The organism is Streptomyces sp. NPDC006487, assembly GCF_042870555.1.
Taxonomy (GTDB): Bacteria; Actinomycetota; Actinomycetes; order Streptomycetales; family Streptomycetaceae; genus Streptomyces.
In genome coordinates, this window is sequence record NZ_JBIAHN010000008.1 from 375,369 (window position 1) to 391,634 (window position 16,266).

A 16,266-nucleotide genomic window follows, 5' to 3' on the forward strand; every position below is an offset into this window, starting at 1 on the left:
GGCTACTCCGCCGTGGCGGCGGCCGGCTCGTGGGCCGCCGGCTTCGACTTCAGGGCGACCTCCTTGATGAACACCACCAGCACCAGTGCGAGCAGCGCGGTGGGGGCGGCGTAGAGGAAGACGTCGCCGACGCCGTGTCCGTAGGCGGACTCGACGACCGTGCGGAAGGGTTCGGGCAGCTTGTCGAGGTCGGGGATCGCGCCCCCGCCGGTGCCGCCGTGGCCCATGGCGGCGGCCCGCGGGCCGAGCGCGGCGAGACCGTCCTGGACGTAGTGGGTGACCCGGTTGGCCATGACCGCGCCGAGGGCGGAGACGCCCATCGCGCCGCCGAGCGAGCGGAAGAAGGTGACGACCGAGCTGGCGGCGCCGAGGTCCTCGGGGGCCACCTGGTTCTGGGAGGCGAGGACCAGGTTCTGCATCATCATGCCGAGGCCGAGGCCGGTCAGCGCCATGAAGATCGCGATGTGCCAGTACGGGGTGTCGTACCGCAGGGTGCCCAGCAGGCCGAGTCCGGCCGTCAGGAGCACACCGCCGGAGACGAGCCAGGCCTTCCACTTACCGGTCTTGGTGATCACCTGACCGGAAAGGGTGGAGGAGACGAAGAGCCCGCCGATCATCGGAATCGTGAGGATTCCGGACATCGTCGGGGACTCGCCGCGGGCCAACTGGAAGAACTGGCTGAAAAACACGGTGCCCGAGAACATCGCGATGCCGACGAAGAGCGAGGCCGCCGAGGCGAGGCTGATGGTCTTGTTGCGGAAGAGGCGCAGCGGAATGATCGGGTCGCTCGCCCTGGACTCGACGAGGACGAAGAGCAGACCGAGGGCGAGCGCGCCGCCGGTCATGGTCCAGGTTTGCCAGGAGATCCAGTCGTACGAGCTGCCGGCCTGGGTCACCCAGATCAGCAGGAGCGAGACGGCGCCGCTGATCAGGAAGGCGCCGAGCCAGTCGACCTTGACGTTGCGGCGGACGACGGGCAGGTGCAGGGTGCGCTGGAGCACGATCAGGGCGATGACGGCGAACGGGATGCCGACGTAGAAGCACCAGCGCCAGCCGAGCCAGCTCGTGTCGGTGATGACTCCGCCGAGGAGCGGGCCGCCCACGGTGGCGACGGCGAAGACCGCGCCGAGGTAGCCGCTGTACCGGCCGCGCTCGCGCGGGGAGATCATCGCGGCCATCACGATCTGGGCGAGGGCGGAGAGACCGCCGACGCCGATGCCCTGGACCACGCGGCAGGCGATGAGCATGCCGGTGTTCTGGGACATGCCCGCGACCATCGAGCCGAGGACGTAGATCACCAGGGATATCTGGACCAGCAGCTTCTTGCTGAAGAGGTCGGAGAGCTTGCCCCACAGGGGGGTCGACGCCGTCATCGAGAGCAGGGCCGCCGTGACCACCCAGGTGTACGAGGACTGGGTGCCGCCGAGGTCGCCGATGATCTGGGGCAGGGCGTTGGAGACGATCGTGGACGACAGGATCGCCACGAACATGCCGAGCATCAGCCCGGAGAGCGCCTTCATGATCTGCGGGTGGGTCATGGGCGCGCTGTCGGACGTGGTCTCCGGCCGGCCGCCTCCCCGCACCCCGGTGGGTGTGGTCGTAGCCATGTGTTTCCTTCGGTCTAGCTGTCCGGAAGCGTGAAGCTCGACCGGAGTCGGGCCAGCAGGGTGTTGAGGTGGTCGATGTCCGCGTCGGACCAGTCGGCCAGGGCCTTCTCCAGCGCGTGGGTGTGGCGGGCGCCGAGCTCTGCGAGGAGCGCGCGGCCGGCCGGGGTCGGGCGCAGGATCCGGCAGCGGGCGTCGACGGGGTCGGTGTCGCGGGTGATCCAGCCGCGGTCGGCGGTGTGCGCGACGTGCCGGCTGGTCACGGAGATGTCGATGGCCAGGTACGCGGAGAGGCGGCTGAGCCGCATCTCGCCGTGGCGGTCGAGCACCGTGAGCACGGCCGCCGAACCGGGAGGGCAGTCGGAGGGCAGGAGACGGGCGAGGTCGCGCTTGACGGCGCCGATGCCGGTGAGCTGACGGGCCAGTTCGGCGTAGCGCGTGGCAGGCGCGGTAGCTGCGATTGCTGCGGTTGCCGCGGTCACCGGACCTCCCTCCATATCTCGTTGCTTCGGGCAACCATAGAAGCAGATGGTTGTTACAGGCAAATGAATCGGGGGGCTGGGCGGTAAAGGAATGGGAAAACCGGCTAGGGTCCTGCGCATGGCTGCGAATCACGACTCGAACCACAACTCACAGGCTCCCCAGGGTGACTACGACCCCGCGGGCAGCACACAGATGTTCCGGGCGTTCGTCGAGGAGCCGGTACCGGCCCCCGCCGTCCCGGGCTCGCGCATGCAGAACCGTGCCGCGCGCAAGTCGGGACCGGGCGCGGGCCTGTGGATCGGCGTCGCCGTCGCCGCGGTGGTCCTGATCGCCCTGGTGGCCTGGCTCGCGCTCTGAGACCCGGCAGCCGGCTCGCGCCGGCTCACTTCCAGGTGGCCGTGACCTTCTGGGTCTCCACGCGCATGCCCAGGGGGACGCGCCAGGATTCGACGCAGATCCGGTAGGTCTGCCTCTTCGTCGTGCCGCCCGCGATCGGGGCGGGCAGCGGCTGGGTCGAGTTGATGGTGGCCCAGTCGACGCCCAGTGCGCCGATGATGTGCGTCGCGAAGCTGACCGTGCCCGAACGGACAGCGGTGCCGCCGGTGTTGGTGAAGGCCACCGTGACCTGCTCGCACCAGCGTTCCGCCGTGCCGGTACGGGTGGGCGCGCCGATGCTCAGCTCCGCGGGCGTGGCCGGAGGTGGCGCGGGGGTGGACGGCCCCGGCTTCGGGGGCGGGCTGGACGGTGTCCCCGGCTTGCCGCCCGGGGTGGTGGGAAGCGTCGTGCCGGGTGCCGTGCCGGGCGGGCTGCCGGAGCCGCCGGGGGGCGTGGCCGCCCCTCCGCCCGAGGCGGAGCCGCCGGGAGGCCGGGACCCCGGGGTGCCGGGCGGCGTACCGCCTGAGCCCCCGCTCGTGCCCCCGTCCGGGCCTCCACCTGAAGCGCCGCCCGAAGCGCCGCCCGAAGCGCCGCCCGGGACGTCGGCGGGAATGTCCGCCGAGGTGCTCCCCGAGGTGCCACCGCCGGCCGTGGAGGATCCCGGCGCGGCCTGCGGGAGCGACTGGAACTCGACCCGGCCCTTGGGTGCGACGTTCTCCCCGACGCCCCGCTCCGGGCCGGGGGCGGCCGCGCCCACGGCCACGTAGCCCTCGCGCGCCGGGCTGCCGCAGCCGGTCAGGGCGGCGGTGGCGGCCGTGGCGCACAGGACGAGGGCGGTGGCCGGCCGGGATACCTTTCGCATCCGGGCAGTTTTCCTGACGTGCCGTCAATTGGGAAGCGGGTGCGGCGGATTGCCCGAACGCACCCGCATCCGGTGACCGCGGGGGCTATTCGCCGATCAGGCCGACGCGGAGCTGCGCGAGCGTGCGCGTGAGCAGCCGGGAGACGTGCATCTGGGAGATGCCGACCTCCTCGCCGATCTGCGACTGGGTCATGTTCGCGAAGAACCGCAGCATGATGATCTGCCGTTCCCGGGGCGGGAGCTTGGCCAGCAGCGGCTTGAGCGACTCGCGGTACTCGACGCCCTCCAGCGCGGTGTCCTCGTACCCGAGCCGGTCCGCGAGCGAGCCCTCGCCGCCCTCGTCCTCGGGGGAGGGCGAGTCGAGCGAGGAGGCGGTGTACGCGTTGCCCACGGCGAGGCCGTCGACGACGTCCTCCTCCGAGACCCCGAGCACGGCCGCGAGCTCCGGCACGGTGGGCGAGCGGTCGAGCTTCTGGGCGAGCTCGTCACTGGCCTTGGTGAGGGCGAGGCGCAGCTCCTGGAGCCGGCGCGGGACGCGCACGGACCAGGAGGTGTCCCGGAAGAACCGTTTGATCTCACCGACGACCGTCGGCATGGCGAAGGTCGGGAACTCGACCCCGCGTTCGCAGTCGAACCGGTCGATGGCCTTGATCAGCCCGATCGTGCCGACCTGGACGATGTCCTCCATCGGCTCGTTGCGGCTGCGGAAGCGGGCCGCCGCGTAGCGCACGAGGGGGAGGTTCAGCTCGATCAGCGTGTCCCGTACGTACGTCCGCTCGGGGCTGTCCGCGTCAAGGCCGGCGAGCCGCTTGAAGAGGGAGCGGGAGAGGGTGCGGGTGTCGATCCGGGTGTCGATGGCTTCCGAGCGGTGGGACACGGCCGGCACTTCACGCTGCTTGACGAGCGTGAGCACCTGTGAGCTGCCCTGGTCTACGGACATGCCACCCCCTTGAGGTCGCGGACGGTCGCGCTTCATCTGCGTGCCCGTCGGAGGAACGCAGCCTCCACCTGAATACCGGAGGCGGGGCTGCGGCAAACGCGGTTCCAGCAGAATGTCACATGTCGGCAACACGCTGTAGCGCCATGTCGACAAGTATCTCCAGCGACAGAACACGATAGGCCTGCTCTAGGGCGGGAATCTACCGGTGTGTCAGGAAAAGCGGGGAATGATCTCCACTCGATCCGGTTAGGCCTCGATCCTGTTTGCGGATCTCAGTCGAGCGAAGCTCCGGGCGAGGAGTCGGGAGACGTGCATCTGGGAGACGCCGAGCTCGGCGCTGATCTGCGACTGGGTCAGATTGTTGTAGTACCGCAGGAGGAGGATCCGCTGCTCGCGCTCGGGCAGTTGTACGAGGAGGTGGCGGACCAGGTCGCGGTGTTCCACGCCGGCCAGCTCGGGGTCCTCGTAGCCGAGGCGGTCGAGCAGGCCGGGGAGCCCGTCGCCCTCCTGGGCGGCCTCCAGGGAGGTCGCGTGGTAGCTGCGGCCGGCCTCGATGCAGGAGAGCACCTCGTCCTCGCCGATGCGCAGCCGCTCGGCGATCTCGGGGGTGGTCGGGGTGCGGCCGTGCAGGGTGGTGAGGTCCTCGGTGGCGGCGTTGACCTGGACCCACAGCTCGTGGAGCCGGCGCGGGACGTGGACGGTGCGGACGTTGTCGCGGAAGTACCGCTTGATCTCGCCCACGACGGTCGGCATCGCGAAGGTCGGGAACTGAACCCCGCGCTCGGGGTCGAACCGGTCGATCGCGTTGATCAGCCCGATCGTGCCGACCTGGATCACGTCCTCCATCGGCTCGTTGCGGCTGCGGAAGCGGGCCGCCGCGTACCGGACGAGCGGGATGTTGGCCTCGATGAGGGCGCCGCGGACCCGGGAGTGCTCGCTGGTGCCCGGCTGCAGGTCCTTCAGCTGCCCGAACAGGACCTGGGTGAGGGCCCGGGTGTCGGCCCCCCGGCTCTGCGGCCGGGGGGCGACCGGGGGCTCCTCGGGAGCCTCCTGCTGGGGCGGTACGTGGGACTCCTGCGCCGGAGGCTGCGCCGGGGCCGGCGGGGAGGTCTGGTGCGGGCCCTGATGTGGAGCCTGGAGCGGGGCGGTCGGGGAGCCCTGGTGCGGAGCCTGGGCGGAGTCCCGGTGCGGTTCCTGTGGGTGCTCCTGCTGCGGGTCCTGCTGGGGCGGCACCTCGGGCGCAGTACTGGCCGGCACGGTCACGCCACCCCTTCACTTCACGTCATCAACTCATCCGTCAAAAGCGGTCATAGCATCACAAGACATGTGCACTGTGTGCAAGCACCGTATATCGCCGTGTTGAGGGCAAGTTGGGCATAACAGGGCATCTTGCCCCGTGTGCGGGAACGCAAAAAGCCCCCCACCCGTCGGAGTGGGGGGCCGGGAAGTCCGGAAACCGCTTCAGCGTACGGGTTCAGCGCACCAGTTCGGTCATGAACTCGCCGATCGCCGTTGCGGCATCCGAGATTCCTTGGAAGCCTATTTGCACCATATCGGCGGCTTTTTTGGGCTGAGTGATGATGACGAAGAGGACGAAGACGACGAGGGCGCCCGAGATCAGCTTCTTGGTTTCCACGTGCGCTGTCGGCCTCCCCAACCGGTCCTGCAAGGTCGGGAGAGTCTATCCGGTCAGGTTCGAACACTCACCCGTCCTTTAAGGACCAATGGCCCGGCGGCACAGGCCCTTTGCCGGTGTGCCGGCGGCCCCGGAAGGCGCAGTATTGAACACGAGCCCACCGGTTCTGGCAGGAAATCGGTGAGCGAGGGACAGGACCTCACTGCGGGGTCCGAGCCGCAAGCTTCCCCCCTGACTGCGGCTTGGACTGGCAGGTTCCGTCCTCATCGGGGGAAGTGGCTTGTCCCCCCGATGCCACTTCCCCCGTCCCAACCGTTGAAGGTCCCGACTCAGGTCGGGGCCTTCTTCGCGTTGTCCGCCCGGCCATGTGTCCGCTCGGCCATATGGCCGCTCGGCCATTGGGCCGTTTGGCCGCCGAACGGCGTGGGCCGAACGGTGCGGGCTCCGGGTCCCGCCTACTCCAGCCCGCCGGCCAGGTCGGCGATCGGCTGGACCGGGGCGATCACGGGCGCGAGCTGGTTCGGCAGCTCCATCAGCTGGTTGAGCTGGTTCAGGCCGCCGCTGACCTGCCCGCCGATCTCCTGCACCGAGGACGGGCTCGCCCCGTCCGGCATGCCCTGCGGCGCCGGCAGGTCCGGGAGGGTGAGCGGGGAGATCGGGGCTGCGGAGGCGGCGGGAGCCGCGAGGCCCGCGGCGGCCCCCGCGAGGGCGATGGCGGCGAGGATGCGCTGGGTCTTGGTCATGCCGTGACAACGGCCGAGGACGCGGGCGGTCACGCGGATGTCCCTCGGACGCCGGAAACGCCGAGAGCCCCGACCCTTGCGGGGCGGGGCTCTCGATCAGAGCGGTAGCGGTGGGATTTGAACCCACGGATAGCTTGCACCATCACACGCTTTCGAGGCGTGCTCCTTCGGCCGCTCGGACACGCTACCGAGAGAGAGCTTAGCCCAAGGAGACCCGTGCTCTGAAATCCATACGCGCGACAGCGCTCAGAGATCGCGGAAGAAGTCCGTCAGCTGCCGCGCGCACTCCCCCGCGAGCACGCCCGCGATGACCTCGGGCCGGTGGTTGAGCCGGCGGTCCCGTACGAGGTCCCACAGCGACCCGGCGGCGCCCGCCTTCTCGTCGGACGCCCCGTAGACGACCCGGGCCACCCGTGACTGCACGAGCGCGCCCGCGCACATCACGCACGGCTCCAGGGTCACCACGAGGGTGCACCCCGGGAGCCGCCATTCCCCGAGGGCGGCGGCCGCCCGGCGCAGTGCCAGTACCTCGGCGTGCGCCGTCGGGTCTCCGGTCGCCTCCCGCTCGTTGTGCCCGGTGGCGAGGAGTTTGCCGTCCGGGCCGAGCACCACGGCGCCGACCGGCACGTCGCCGGCCGGCACCGCCCGGGCGGCCTCCCGGAGCGCCAGGCGCATGGAGTCCTGCCACGGGTCCCGTACGGGATCGGGCGTGTACGGGTCGGGCCGCGGGGTGTGATGGTGCGCGGGGATCACTAGCGGACGGCCTCCAGGACCTCGGTGGCGCCGAGGGAATCGGCGATCTCCGAGAGAGCGTCCCCGTCCAGGGTCATCAGTTGTTTGTGGCTGACCCCGAGGTCGTCGAGCAGCCTGGGGTCGCCGAGCGGGCCGGCGGGTGCCGGTTCGGATCCGGCCCGTACGTCGCGGCTGTCGTCCGCGTCCGTGTCGTCCGTGTCGTCCGCGTACGCGTGGTCCCCCCCGTCTCTGGCGGTGGAGCCGCCGTCCGGATAAGAGGCGATGACCTCGTCCTCGCCGTCTTCGGTGCCGTCGAGGTCCAGCTCGTCGAGTTCGTCGTCCTCCTCGTCCTTGCCGAGCAGCTCGTCGGTCAGCATCGAGCCGTAGGAGCTGCGGGAGGCGGCGGAGGCGTTGGACACGTAGTAGCGCGGGTCCTCCTCGCCGTCCACCCGGACGACCCCGAACCAGGTGTCCTCCTGTTCGATGAGGGCTACCACCGTGTCGTCGTCGACAGAGGCGGAGCGGGCGAGATCGATCAGATCACTCAGAGACTCGACATCGTCGAGTTCCATGTCGCTCGCTTCCCACCCGTCTTCGGTGCGCGCGAGCAGTGCGGCGAAATACACCGTGACTCTCCCACTGGTCATAGGCGTGCCGGTTGGAGTTCCCCCCGGCCGGAGGTGGGTGGGGGTGGAACGGCCCCCTGCTCGCCGTTTCGTACCCCGCCCAGTCGGCATCGTGGCAGAAACGGAGCCATTGCGAGAGGTCTTCCGCGCCGTGGCGCTGGCCGCGCGTGTTGTACGGGGCCTCGGGCCGGGGCCGGGACGGCGGCCGGGCGGGCCCTCGCAGGGGCCTCCTGCGGGGCTCGCCGACGGGCTCACCAGCGAAAGGTGCGCATGCGCATCTGCTGGCGCATGCGGGCGGCGCGGGCGCGTCTGGGCTGGACCCGGTCGCGCAGTTCCCTAGCCTCGTGCAGGTCACGGAGGAACTGCGCGCGCCGGGCTCTGCGCTGCGCCGTCGTCTCCAGTGGCTCGTGATCGTCGTCGGGCATGGGTCACCGCCCCTGGCTGGTCCGGTCCGGTCCGTCCCCCCGAACCCCCACCTTCCCTCGGACCAGCCGTTTGATGCCACCTTCTGCCATGACTTGAAAGGAATTCAGTCGGATTCCGACAATCCCGGCGACTCCGGCAGGGTCGGGACGATGGCCACCGGCCCGTGCGCGTGCTGCAGCACGGCGTTCGCGACGGAGCCGATCATCAGGGACCGGATGTGCCGGCGCGGGTGGTGGCGGCCCACGACGACCAGTGCAGCCGACTTCGAGGTGTCCACGAGGCGCCCGGCGGCGTCCCCGGGCACCGCTGCCTGCTCGACGGGCACGGCCGGGTACTTCGCCCGGAACGGCGCGAGCCGCTCCGTCTGGGAGCGGAGCATCTCCCGCTCGGCCGGCACGGCGTTGTCGTCCTCCCCCACCAGTGCCTCCGGCGGGATCACCGCGAACGGGCTGTCGATCACCATCGTCGGCGACGGCGGGATGCTGTACGCCGACACCACCTGCAGGGTGGTGGCCCGCGCGGCGGCCTCGGTGAACGCGAAGTCCAGGACGTTGTCGGGCGTCTCCGCGGCGTGCAGTCCCAGCACCACGCGCCCGGCCGAGGCCTGGGCGGCCACGTCCACCCCGCGCGCCTCGTGCGCGACCACGACCACCGGGCAGGCGGCGCTGGTGGCCACGGCGCGGCTGTTCGAGCCGAGCAGCAGCGCGGCGAAGCCGCCGCGGCCCCGGGAGCCCATCACGAGCATCCGGGCGCCCTCCCCGATGTCCCGCAAGGCTTCCGGGACCGAGCCCTCGAGGGACTCGTAGCGGACTTCGGAGGGCAGTCGGCCCCCCGCCGCCAGATGGGCCCGTATCCGTACGCTGACGGGGTCCTCGGTCTCTTCGGGCTCGGCGCGGTCCTGCAGGGAGGAACGGCGTGCCGCGTACAGCTGGGCGCTGTCGGACAGCACGTGGGCGACGACGAGCCCGGTGCCGTGGCGCACTGCCGCAGCCCTTGCCCACTCCAGGGCCTTGAGGCTGTGTTCGGATCCGTCGACTGCGGCGATCACCATTGCGTGGGTCATCAGTCCAGCGTGCTGGGGGTCCGGGCGGGTCGCATCTCCTGGGGTTTGTGGGCGCGGCCGCGGCTTCGGGCGCGAAGGGGCGGGCGCAGCGCGTAGCCTTTTGGGTGTGGGTCGCGTATTTGCGGCCGTTTTCGCAGGTGGCGGCGGTGCGGTCGCAGGTGAAAGCCCGGCAGCTGAGTCTTGGAGGATGTTGTGCGTTTGCAGGTCGTGGATCACCCGTTGGTGGCGCACAAACTCACCACCCTGCGCGACAAGCGCACCGACTCCCCCACCTTCCGGCGGCTCGCCGACGAGCTGGTGACCCTGCTCGCGTACGAGGCCACCCGGGACGTGCGCACCGAGCAGGCCGACATCGTCACCCCGGTCGGTCCGACCACCGGTGTGAAGCTCTCCTACCCGCGGCCGCTGGTCGTACCGATCCTGCGCGCCGGTCTCGGCATGCTCGACGGCATGGTGCGGCTGCTGCCGACCGCCGAGGTCGGTTTCCTCGGCATGGTCCGCAACGAGGAGACCCTGGAGGCCTCCACGTACGCGACGCGCATGCCGGAGGACCTCTCGGGCCGCCAGGTCTACGTGGTGGACCCGATGCTCGCCACCGGCGGCACGCTCGTCGCGGCGATCAAGGAGCTCATCAAGCGCGGTGCGGACGATGTGACCGCGGTGGTGCTGCTGGCCGCGCCCGAGGGCGTCGAGATCATGGAGCGCGAGCTGGCGGGCACGCCGGTGACGGTGGTGACGGCCGCGGTGGACGAGCGGCTCAACGAGCAGGGCTACATCGTGCCGGGGCTGGGCGACGCGGGCGACCGCATGTACGGCTCGGCGGAGTAGCGGCCCGGACACGGCTCGCATGCCCGGCCCCCGCTTCGGAGGCCGGGCATTCTCATGCGGTCAGCACTTCTTGGCGGGTGCGGGCTGGGGGTTGGCCAGGGCGGCCAGGGCCTTGTCCGCGTCGGCCTTCGGGGTGAGCTCCTTGAAGGAGTCGCCCAGGATCAGGTCGATGTCCGCGGTCTCGCGGGTGTCGGTCTGCCGGGTGGCGCCGGCGAGGTTGGTGCCGAGGACGGAGAAGGCGGCCTTGTCCGTCTGCGGCGAGCCGACCAGTATCCCGGCGCCCGGGACCTTCTTGTCGAAGTCGGCGGGGGCGTTGCCGACCTTTCCGATGGCGAAGCCGCGGCTCTTGAGCTCATCGCCCACGGCCTTGGCCAGGCCCGCGCGCGGGGTCGCGTTGTACACGTTGACCGTGATCCCGCCGGGCGGCGGGAGCGCGACCTTCGGCGCGGCGGAGGCGGCGGAGCCGGCCTTGGGGGCGGGGGTGGCGCAGTCCTTGGCCGCGGCGGCGGTCTTGCGTTTGTCCGCGTCGCCGCCGAACACGTCGATGAGCTGCACGGCCCCGTAAGCGATCAGGGCGAGCCCGATGATCGATCCGAGCACCACGAGGACGATCCGGCGGCGGCGTCGAGGGCGGGTCATGCGGGGGTAAGCCGCTCCCGTGACCTTGTACTTTCCGCCCATGCCAGGGGGAGTGAGCATGCTCATGTGCGCAGCGTAATGCCGTCCGCTGCCGATGCCCACTGAATCATCTGTTGATAGGGCAAGGCTGACCCGAAAGGCGCAACCGGGACCTATCCGACACCCGTGAAGGGTGGGTCAGCCCAGTTCGAGGACGCGCGCGTGCAGGACCTGGCGCTGCTGGAGCGCGGCGCGGACGGCGCGGTGCAGGCCGTCCTCCAGGTAGAGGTCGCCCTGCCACTTCACGACGTGGGCGAAGAGGTCCCCGTAGAAGGTCGAATCCTCGGCGAGCAGCGTTTCGAGGTCGAGCTGGCCCTTGGTGGTCACAAGCTGGTCGAGCCGGACCGGGCGCGGGGCGACATCCGCCCACTGCCGGGTGGTTTCCCTGCCGTGGTCGGGGTACGGCCGCCTATTTCCGATGCGCTTGAAGATCACACGGAAAGCCTACCGGGCAGGGGCCTGCGGGCGCAGCCTTGCGATGACGGTGCAAAGGTGGCGAAGAGTGCTATTTCGGGAGTGATATATGAGCCAGAGCACCGACCCCGCGTCCCCTGCCGGCCAGATCGCCGCGGGGTACGCCTTCACCGGACCCGCGCTCGATCTGGGTGCCCTGCTCTGGGACGGGGCCTGCCTGCCGGAGCACCAGATCCGCATCCCGCTGTCGATGCTCAACCGGCACGGGCTGGTCGCGGGGGCCACCGGAACCGGCAAGACCAAGACGCTGCAGCTCATCGCCGAGCAGCTGTCGGCCAACGGAGTCCCGGTCTTCCTCGCGGACATCAAGGGCGACGTCTCGGGAATCTCCGCACCCGGCACGGCCAACGAGAAGATCGAGGAACGGGCCAGGGACGTGGCCCAGGAATGGGAGGCCACCGGGTGCCCGAGCGAGTTCTACTCGCTCGGCGGGATCGGCCCCGGAATCCCCCTCCGGTCCACCGTGACGAGCTTCGGGCCGGTGCTGATGTCCAAGGTGCTCCAGCTCAACCAGACGCAGGAGCAGTCGCTGGGGCTGATCTTCCACTACGCCGATACCAAGGGCCTGGAGCTGATCGACCTCAAGGACCTGCGGGCGGTCGTCGCCTTCCTCGTCTCGGACAAGGGAAAGCCCGAGCTCAAGGGCATCGGCGGACTTTCCACGGTGACCGCCGGAGTGATCCTGCGGGCGCTCACCGCCTTCGAGCAGCAAGGGGCCGCGGAATTCTTCGGCGAGCCCGAATTCGACACCAGTGAATTCCTCCGGACGGCGGCGGACGGGCGCGGACTGGTCTCCGTACTGGAGCTCCCGGCGGTCCAGGACAAACCGCAGCTCTTCTCCACTTTCCTGATGTGGCTGCTGGCGGATCTCTACACCGACCTTCCGGAAGTCGGCGATCTGGAGAAGCCCAAGCTGGTCTTCTTCTTCGACGAGGCCCACCTGCTGTTCAACGGGGCCTCGAAAGCCTTCCTCGAAGCCATCACGCAGACGGTCCGGCTGATCCGCTCCAAGGGGGTCGGCGTCTTCTTCGTCACCCAGACCCCCAAGGACGTCCCGGCCGACGTGCTGGCGCAGCTCGGCAACCGGGTGCAGCACGCGCTGCGCGCCTTCACCCCGGACGACGCGAAGGCGCTGAAGGCAACGGTGAAGACCTTCCCGAACTCCGGCTACGACCTGGAGGAGCTGCTCACCCGGCTGGGGACGGGCGAGGCGGTGATCACGGTGCTCAGCGAGAACGGCGCGCCGACACCGGTGGCGGCGACCCGGCTGCGGGCCCCCCAGTCGCTGATGGGGCCGATCGACGCGGCCGCGCTGGACCAGGCCGTGAAGTCCTCGCTGCTCTACTCGCGGTACGCGGAGCCGGTCGACCGGGAATCGGCGTACGAGAAGATCAGCGCCGAGCAGGCGGCGGCCGAGGCCGAAGCCGAGGCGGCGGCGGCCGCGGCGGAGGCGGAGAAGCAGGCGAAGGCGGCCGCGAAGGCGGCGCCGAAGCCCGATCCCTCGCTGGCGGAACAGGTGGTGGGCAGCGGGCTGTTCCGCTCCCTGGCCAGATCGATCGGTACGCAGCTGGGCCGCGAGATCTCCCGGTCCATCTTCGGCACGGCCAGGCGGCGCCGCTGAACCTGCCGGGGCGGGGTGAGGATTTCCGTACCGGGGGCCCCGTACGGCCTGCGAGACTCGGAGCATGCGGACCGAACTCACCGATACGACCTCCAGCAAGGTCAACCGGGCCCTGCTCGACGCGCGACGGGCCATCGGGAGTCCCACGATGGGGCTCGTGCTCAACCTCCTCGTCGCCACCGACGAGGAGAACGCCTACGACGCCGTCCGCGCGGCCTCCGAGGCCTCGCGCGAGCACCCCTGCCGGATCATCGCGGTCATAAAGCGCACCGCCCGCGGCTCGCACCGGCAGCGGCAGAACCGGCTCGACGCCGAGCTGCGGGTCGGGGCCGACGCCGGGTCCGGGGAGATCGTGCTGCTCCGGCTGCACGGGACCCTGAACGAGCACGCGGGCTCCGTGGTGCTCCCGCTGCTGGTGCCGGACGCGCCCGTGGTGGCCTGGTGGCCCGCCGAGGCTCCGGCCGCGCCGGCCCGGGACCCGCTCGGCGCCCTCGCGCAGCGCAGGATCACGGACGCCGAGGCGGCCGCCGACCCGGTCGCCGCACTCGACGTCCGCGGCGGCGCCTACGAGCCCGGGGACACCGATCTGGCCTGGACCCGGCTCACCCCGTGGCGCTCGCTCCTGGCCGCCGCGCTGGACCAGAAGCCGCTCCCGGTGACGGGCGCGGCCGTGGAGAGCGAGCCGGGCAACGCGAGCTCCGAGCTGCTCGCCCGGTGGCTCGAGGACCGGCTCGGCGTGCCCGTGGAACGGGTCGCGACCGCGGGTCCCGTCATCACCCGGGTCCGGCTGACGACGACGGCCGGGGAGATCCGCGTGGACCGTCCGGACGGTGTCCTGGCCACCCTGCTCCTGCCGGGCAGCCCCGACCGCAAGGTGGCGCTGAAGATCCGCAGCAGCGCCGAGCTCATCGCGGAGGAACTGCGACGGCTCGACGCCGACGAGATCTACGCCTCGGCGCTGCGCTTCAGGCGGCCGGCCCAGGCGTCGCTCTCCGCGTAGTGGTTGTCGTAGACCGGCTGGCTGTCGATGATGTCCTGCACCGTGGCCTCGCCGGCCCGGACCCGGCCGAGCAGCCGGTAGTAGTCGAAGCGGCCCATGCCGGGGGTGAACCCGACGAACACCTCGGCGGTGGAGTCCGCGGCCGGGGCGAAGGCGTGCTTCACACCGGGCGGCACGGCGAGGAAATCACCCTTGGCCAGGGTGTGTATCTCGTCGCCGAGCAGGACGTCGAGCCTGCCGTCCGTGACGTGGAAGAACTCGGTCGCCTTGGTGTGGAAGTGCACCGGGGCGCCCGCCGCGCCCGCCTCGAAGGTGGCCGTGTTGCAGGTGAGCTCGGCGGTGTCCGTGAGCAGCGTGATGAGGCTGCCGGGGCCATCGGAGATGACCTCGGCAGTGGCGGCGCGCGTCAGGTTCTCAGTCATGATCACGAGCTTAGGGGCGGGGTCTGACAACGGACGGCGCACCCGCCCGAACGGTCAATTCCGTTTGACGGGACCGCCGGTGGCCGCTTTCAGGTCGCCTTTCCAGGGGCCTTTCCAGCCGCCTTCCCGGCCTTCGCGGCGGCCTTCGCCTCCTGCTTGTGCGCCCGTACTTTGGCCAGCGACTCCGGGCCGGTGATATCGGCCGCCGACCGGTAGACGTTCGCCGGTCCGTACCCGCCGGCCGCCTCGCGCCAGCCGCGCGGACGCACCCCGAACCGCTTGCCGAGCAGCGCCAGGAAGATCTGCGCCTTCTGCTCCCCGAAGCCGGGCAGCGCCCGCAGCCGCGCCAGCAGCTCGGCGCCGGTCCCCACGTCGGTCCACACCGCCGCCGCGTCCCCTTCGTAGTGCTCCACCAGGTACGCGCACAGCTGCTGCACCCGCTTCGCCATCGACCCCGGGTAGCGGTGCACGGCCGGCTTCTCGGAGAGCAGGGCGGCGAAGGCCTCCGGGTCGTAGGCGGCGATCGCGTGCGCGTCCAGGTCGTCGGAGCCGAGGCGCCGGGCGATCGTGTAGGGCCCCGAGAACGCCCATTCCATGGGTACCTGCTGGTCCAGCAGCATCCCGACCAGCGCCGCGAGCGGGCTGCGGCCCAGCAGCTCGTCGGCCTCCGGCTGCTGGGCGAGCCGGATGGTGACGCTCTTGTTCTTCTCGTCCATGCACCCAGGGTCCCGCGCGGCGCTGCTCCCCGCGCGATTGTCAGACCCCGCGCCTAGCGTGAGTACCGAGACGGGTCACGTCGTACACGACACAGGAGTCGATCGATCATGGCTGAGTTCACGGAAGGCGCGCCCTGCTGGGTGGACGCGATGTTCTCCGATCTGGAGGGCGCGAAGACCTTCTACGCCGATGTGCTCGGCTGGACCTTCGGGGAGTCCAGCAGCGAGTACGGCAACTACACGCAGGCCTACTCCGACGGCAAGGCCGTCGCGGCCGTGGTGCCGCCGATGCCGGGGGCGGAGGGCCATTCGCAATGGTGTCTCTACCTCGCCTCACCCGATGCCGCGGCCACGGCCGCGAAGATCAAGGCGGCCGGCGGCGAGCTCCTCATGGAGCCGATGCAGGTCGGCTCCTTCGGCACGATGGCCATCGCGAAGGAGCCGAGCGGCGCCGTCTTCGGCGTCTGGCAGCCGGGCGACCACAAGGGCTTCGAGAAGATGGGCGAGGCGGGCGCGTACTGCTGGGCCGAGTTCTTCTCGCGCGACGTGGCCAAGCCGGACGCGTTCCTCCCGCAGGTCTTCCCGTACGGGACCCAGCAGATGGACCTCGGCGACGACCCCGAGGCGGCCGGGATGGACTTCAAGGTCTTCAGCCTGGGCGGCCCGGACAACCCGGTGCTGGGCCGGATGAACATGGGCACCGACTTCCCGCCGGAGATCCCCTCGTACGTCCAGGTCTACTTCGCGGTCCCGGACTGCGACGAGGCGGTCGCGAAGACCCAGGCCCACGGCGGCAAGCTGCACTTCGGCCCGATGGACAGCCCCTTCGGCCGCGTCGCGGCGGTGACGGACCCGCAGGGCGCGGCGGTCGCGGTGATCGACGTGACGAAGACGGCCGGCGAGATGCCGAAGTTCGCCTGAGGAGCGGTGCGGGGGGGCCCCCCCCCCCCCCCCCCCCCCCCCCCCCCCCCCCCCCCCCCCCCGGCGGCCCCCCCCGCCGGACCCCCGGCGCATGGGGGCCACCCCCGGGGCCCGGA

Annotated in this window: 20 protein-coding genes and 1 tRNA gene; 5 read left to right on the forward strand and 16 right to left on the reverse strand. The window is 70.9% G+C overall.

Translation table 11 applies throughout. The annotated features are described in order from the left end of the window. Positions 1-2 precede the first annotated feature (2 nt). Both ACFYM0_RS16735 and ACFYM0_RS16740 read right to left on the reverse strand, forming a co-directional pair. Positions 3-1,607, reverse strand: coding sequence for an MDR family MFS transporter (locus ACFYM0_RS16735; protein ID WP_388501681.1), 1,605 nt, complete (start codon positions 1,605-1,607; stop codon positions 3-5). A gap of 14 nt (positions 1,608-1,621) precedes the next feature. Continuing rightward, entirely contained in the window at positions 1,622-2,101 is a 480-nt protein-coding gene (locus tag ACFYM0_RS16740; RefSeq protein ID WP_388501684.1) for a MarR family winged helix-turn-helix transcriptional regulator, read from the reverse strand. A 103-nt stretch (positions 2,102-2,204) separates the two neighbouring features. Here ACFYM0_RS16740 and ACFYM0_RS16745 point away from each other — a divergent pair, with 103 nt between their 5' ends. After that, positions 2,205-2,444 (forward strand): hypothetical protein, encoded by a 240-nt coding sequence (locus tag ACFYM0_RS16745; protein WP_388501687.1) that lies wholly within the window; start codon positions 2,205-2,207, stop codon positions 2,442-2,444. Between the two features lie 25 nt (positions 2,445-2,469). On the opposite strand, the gene ACFYM0_RS16750 is transcribed toward ACFYM0_RS16745, so the two are convergent. From ACFYM0_RS16750 to ACFYM0_RS16795, 10 genes are all read right to left on the reverse strand, one after another. Beyond that, entirely contained in the window at positions 2,470-3,324 is an 855-nt protein-coding gene (locus ACFYM0_RS16750; protein WP_388501689.1) for a hypothetical protein, read from the reverse strand. Positions 3,325-3,409: 85 nt separating this feature from the next. Then, complete coding sequence (locus ACFYM0_RS16755) at positions 3,410-4,264, reverse strand: RNA polymerase sigma factor SigF (protein WP_243341827.1); 855 nt, start codon at positions 4,262-4,264, stop codon at positions 3,410-3,412. A 246-nt stretch (positions 4,265-4,510) separates the two neighbouring features. Continuing rightward, on the reverse strand, positions 4,511-5,527 hold the full coding sequence (locus ACFYM0_RS16760) for a SigB/SigF/SigG family RNA polymerase sigma factor (RefSeq protein ID WP_388501692.1): 1,017 nt from the start codon (positions 5,525-5,527) through the stop codon (positions 4,511-4,513). Between the two features lie 211 nt (positions 5,528-5,738). Next, positions 5,739-5,900, reverse strand: a complete 162-nt coding sequence (locus tag ACFYM0_RS16765; protein WP_214954785.1) for a hypothetical protein — start codon at positions 5,898-5,900, stop codon at positions 5,739-5,741. Between the two features lie 455 nt (positions 5,901-6,355). Continuing rightward, positions 6,356-6,676, reverse strand: a complete 321-nt coding sequence (locus ACFYM0_RS16770; protein WP_388501694.1) for a hypothetical protein — start codon at positions 6,674-6,676, stop codon at positions 6,356-6,358. A gap of 69 nt (positions 6,677-6,745) precedes the next feature. Further along, a tRNA-Ser gene (locus ACFYM0_RS16775) sits at positions 6,746-6,832 on the reverse strand. Between the two features lie 57 nt (positions 6,833-6,889). Then, the gene (tadA, locus tag ACFYM0_RS16780) at positions 6,890-7,318 is read right to left on the reverse strand and encodes a tRNA adenosine(34) deaminase TadA (RefSeq protein WP_388501760.1); all 429 of its coding nucleotides are present in this window, start codon (positions 7,316-7,318) and stop codon (positions 6,890-6,892) included. Positions 7,319-7,395: 77 nt separating this feature from the next. Next, entirely contained in the window at positions 7,396-8,001 is a 606-nt protein-coding gene (locus ACFYM0_RS16785) for a hypothetical protein (protein WP_388501761.1), read from the reverse strand. A gap of 251 nt (positions 8,002-8,252) precedes the next feature. Continuing rightward, positions 8,253-8,426 carry a hypothetical protein gene (locus ACFYM0_RS16790; protein ID WP_243341832.1) on the reverse strand — a complete coding sequence of 58 codons (174 nt, stop codon included), beginning with the start codon at positions 8,424-8,426 and terminating at the stop codon, positions 8,253-8,255. 104 nt (positions 8,427-8,530) lie between these two features. Beyond that, positions 8,531-9,490, reverse strand: a complete 960-nt coding sequence (locus tag ACFYM0_RS16795; RefSeq protein ID WP_388501696.1) for a universal stress protein — start codon at positions 9,488-9,490, stop codon at positions 8,531-8,533. A 192-nt stretch (positions 9,491-9,682) separates the two neighbouring features. Here ACFYM0_RS16795 and upp point away from each other — a divergent pair, with 192 nt between their 5' ends. After that, positions 9,683-10,318 (forward strand): uracil phosphoribosyltransferase, encoded by a 636-nt coding sequence (gene upp / locus ACFYM0_RS16800; RefSeq protein WP_254381950.1) that lies wholly within the window; start codon positions 9,683-9,685, stop codon positions 10,316-10,318. A gap of 60 nt (positions 10,319-10,378) precedes the next feature. Here upp and ACFYM0_RS16805 read toward each other — a convergent pair whose 3' ends face one another. Continuing rightward, a complete protein-coding gene (locus ACFYM0_RS16805; protein WP_388501699.1) occupies positions 10,379-11,023 on the reverse strand; it encodes a LytR C-terminal domain-containing protein in 645 nt (214 codons plus the stop codon). Between the two features lie 111 nt (positions 11,024-11,134). Next, entirely contained in the window at positions 11,135-11,431 is a 297-nt protein-coding gene (locus ACFYM0_RS16810) for a type II toxin-antitoxin system VapB family antitoxin (RefSeq protein WP_112446725.1), read from the reverse strand. Positions 11,432-11,519: 88 nt separating this feature from the next. On the opposite strand from ACFYM0_RS16810, the gene ACFYM0_RS16815 reads away from it, so the two are divergent. Together ACFYM0_RS16815 and opcA are read left to right on the forward strand one after the other, a co-directional pair. Beyond that, entirely contained in the window at positions 11,520-13,091 is a 1,572-nt protein-coding gene (locus ACFYM0_RS16815) for a helicase HerA-like domain-containing protein (RefSeq protein ID WP_388501702.1), read from the forward strand. 64 nt (positions 13,092-13,155) lie between these two features. Next, positions 13,156-14,091 carry a glucose-6-phosphate dehydrogenase assembly protein OpcA gene (gene opcA, locus ACFYM0_RS16820; protein WP_388501705.1) on the forward strand — a complete coding sequence of 312 codons (936 nt, stop codon included), beginning with the start codon at positions 13,156-13,158 and terminating at the stop codon, positions 14,089-14,091. Here the strand turns inward: opcA and ACFYM0_RS16825 are convergent. Both ACFYM0_RS16825 and ACFYM0_RS16830 read right to left on the reverse strand, forming a co-directional pair. Beyond that, positions 14,037-14,513 carry a cupin domain-containing protein gene (locus ACFYM0_RS16825; RefSeq protein ID WP_388501707.1) on the reverse strand — a complete coding sequence of 159 codons (477 nt, stop codon included), beginning with the start codon at positions 14,511-14,513 and terminating at the stop codon, positions 14,037-14,039. The genes opcA and ACFYM0_RS16825 overlap by 55 nt on opposite strands. 89 nt (positions 14,514-14,602) lie before the next feature. Then, on the reverse strand, positions 14,603-15,229 hold the full coding sequence (locus ACFYM0_RS16830) for an HhH-GPD-type base excision DNA repair protein (RefSeq protein ID WP_388501709.1): 627 nt from the start codon (positions 15,227-15,229) through the stop codon (positions 14,603-14,605). 108 nt (positions 15,230-15,337) lie between these two features. Between ACFYM0_RS16830 and ACFYM0_RS16835 the strand changes: the two genes are divergently transcribed. Next, on the forward strand, positions 15,338-16,150 hold the full coding sequence (locus tag ACFYM0_RS16835; protein ID WP_388501712.1) for a VOC family protein: 813 nt from the start codon (positions 15,338-15,340) through the stop codon (positions 16,148-16,150). The last annotated feature ends 116 nt before the right edge of the window (positions 16,151-16,266 follow it).

Bases quoted from the DNA above. Each gene is read 5' to 3' on its own strand.
- ACFYM0_RS16735 (WP_388501681.1), bottom strand. From the start codon at position 1,607: ATGGCTACGACCACACCCACCGGGGTGCGGGGAGGCGGCCGGCCGGAG.
- ACFYM0_RS16740 (WP_388501684.1), bottom strand. From the start codon at position 2,101: ATGGAGGGAGGTCCGGTGACCGCGGCAACCGCAGCAATCGCAGCTACC.
- ACFYM0_RS16745 (WP_388501687.1), top strand. From the start codon at position 2,205: ATGGCTGCGAATCACGACTCGAACCACAACTCACAGGCTCCCCAGGGT.
- ACFYM0_RS16750 (WP_388501689.1), bottom strand. From the start codon at position 3,324: ATGCGAAAGGTATCCCGGCCGGCCACCGCCCTCGTCCTGTGCGCCACG.
- ACFYM0_RS16755 (WP_243341827.1), bottom strand. From the start codon at position 4,264: ATGTCCGTAGACCAGGGCAGCTCACAGGTGCTCACGCTCGTCAAGCAG.
- tadA (WP_388501760.1), bottom strand. From the start codon at position 7,318: ATGCGCCTGGCGCTCCGGGAGGCCGCCCGGGCGGTGCCGGCCGGCGAC.
- ACFYM0_RS16790 (WP_243341832.1), bottom strand. From the start codon at position 8,426: ATGCCCGACGACGATCACGAGCCACTGGAGACGACGGCGCAGCGCAGA.
- ACFYM0_RS16795 (WP_388501696.1), bottom strand. From the start codon at position 9,490: ATGACCCACGCAATGGTGATCGCCGCAGTCGACGGATCCGAACACAGC.
- ACFYM0_RS16805 (WP_388501699.1), bottom strand. From the start codon at position 11,023: ATGAGCATGCTCACTCCCCCTGGCATGGGCGGAAAGTACAAGGTCACG.
- ACFYM0_RS16815 (WP_388501702.1), top strand. From the start codon at position 11,520: ATGAGCCAGAGCACCGACCCCGCGTCCCCTGCCGGCCAGATCGCCGCG.
- opcA (WP_388501705.1), top strand. From the start codon at position 13,156: ATGCGGACCGAACTCACCGATACGACCTCCAGCAAGGTCAACCGGGCC.
- ACFYM0_RS16825 (WP_388501707.1), bottom strand. From the start codon at position 14,513: ATGACTGAGAACCTGACGCGCGCCGCCACTGCCGAGGTCATCTCCGAT.
- ACFYM0_RS16830 (WP_388501709.1), bottom strand. From the start codon at position 15,229: ATGGACGAGAAGAACAAGAGCGTCACCATCCGGCTCGCCCAGCAGCCG.
- ACFYM0_RS16835 (WP_388501712.1), top strand. From the start codon at position 15,338: ATGGCTGAGTTCACGGAAGGCGCGCCCTGCTGGGTGGACGCGATGTTC.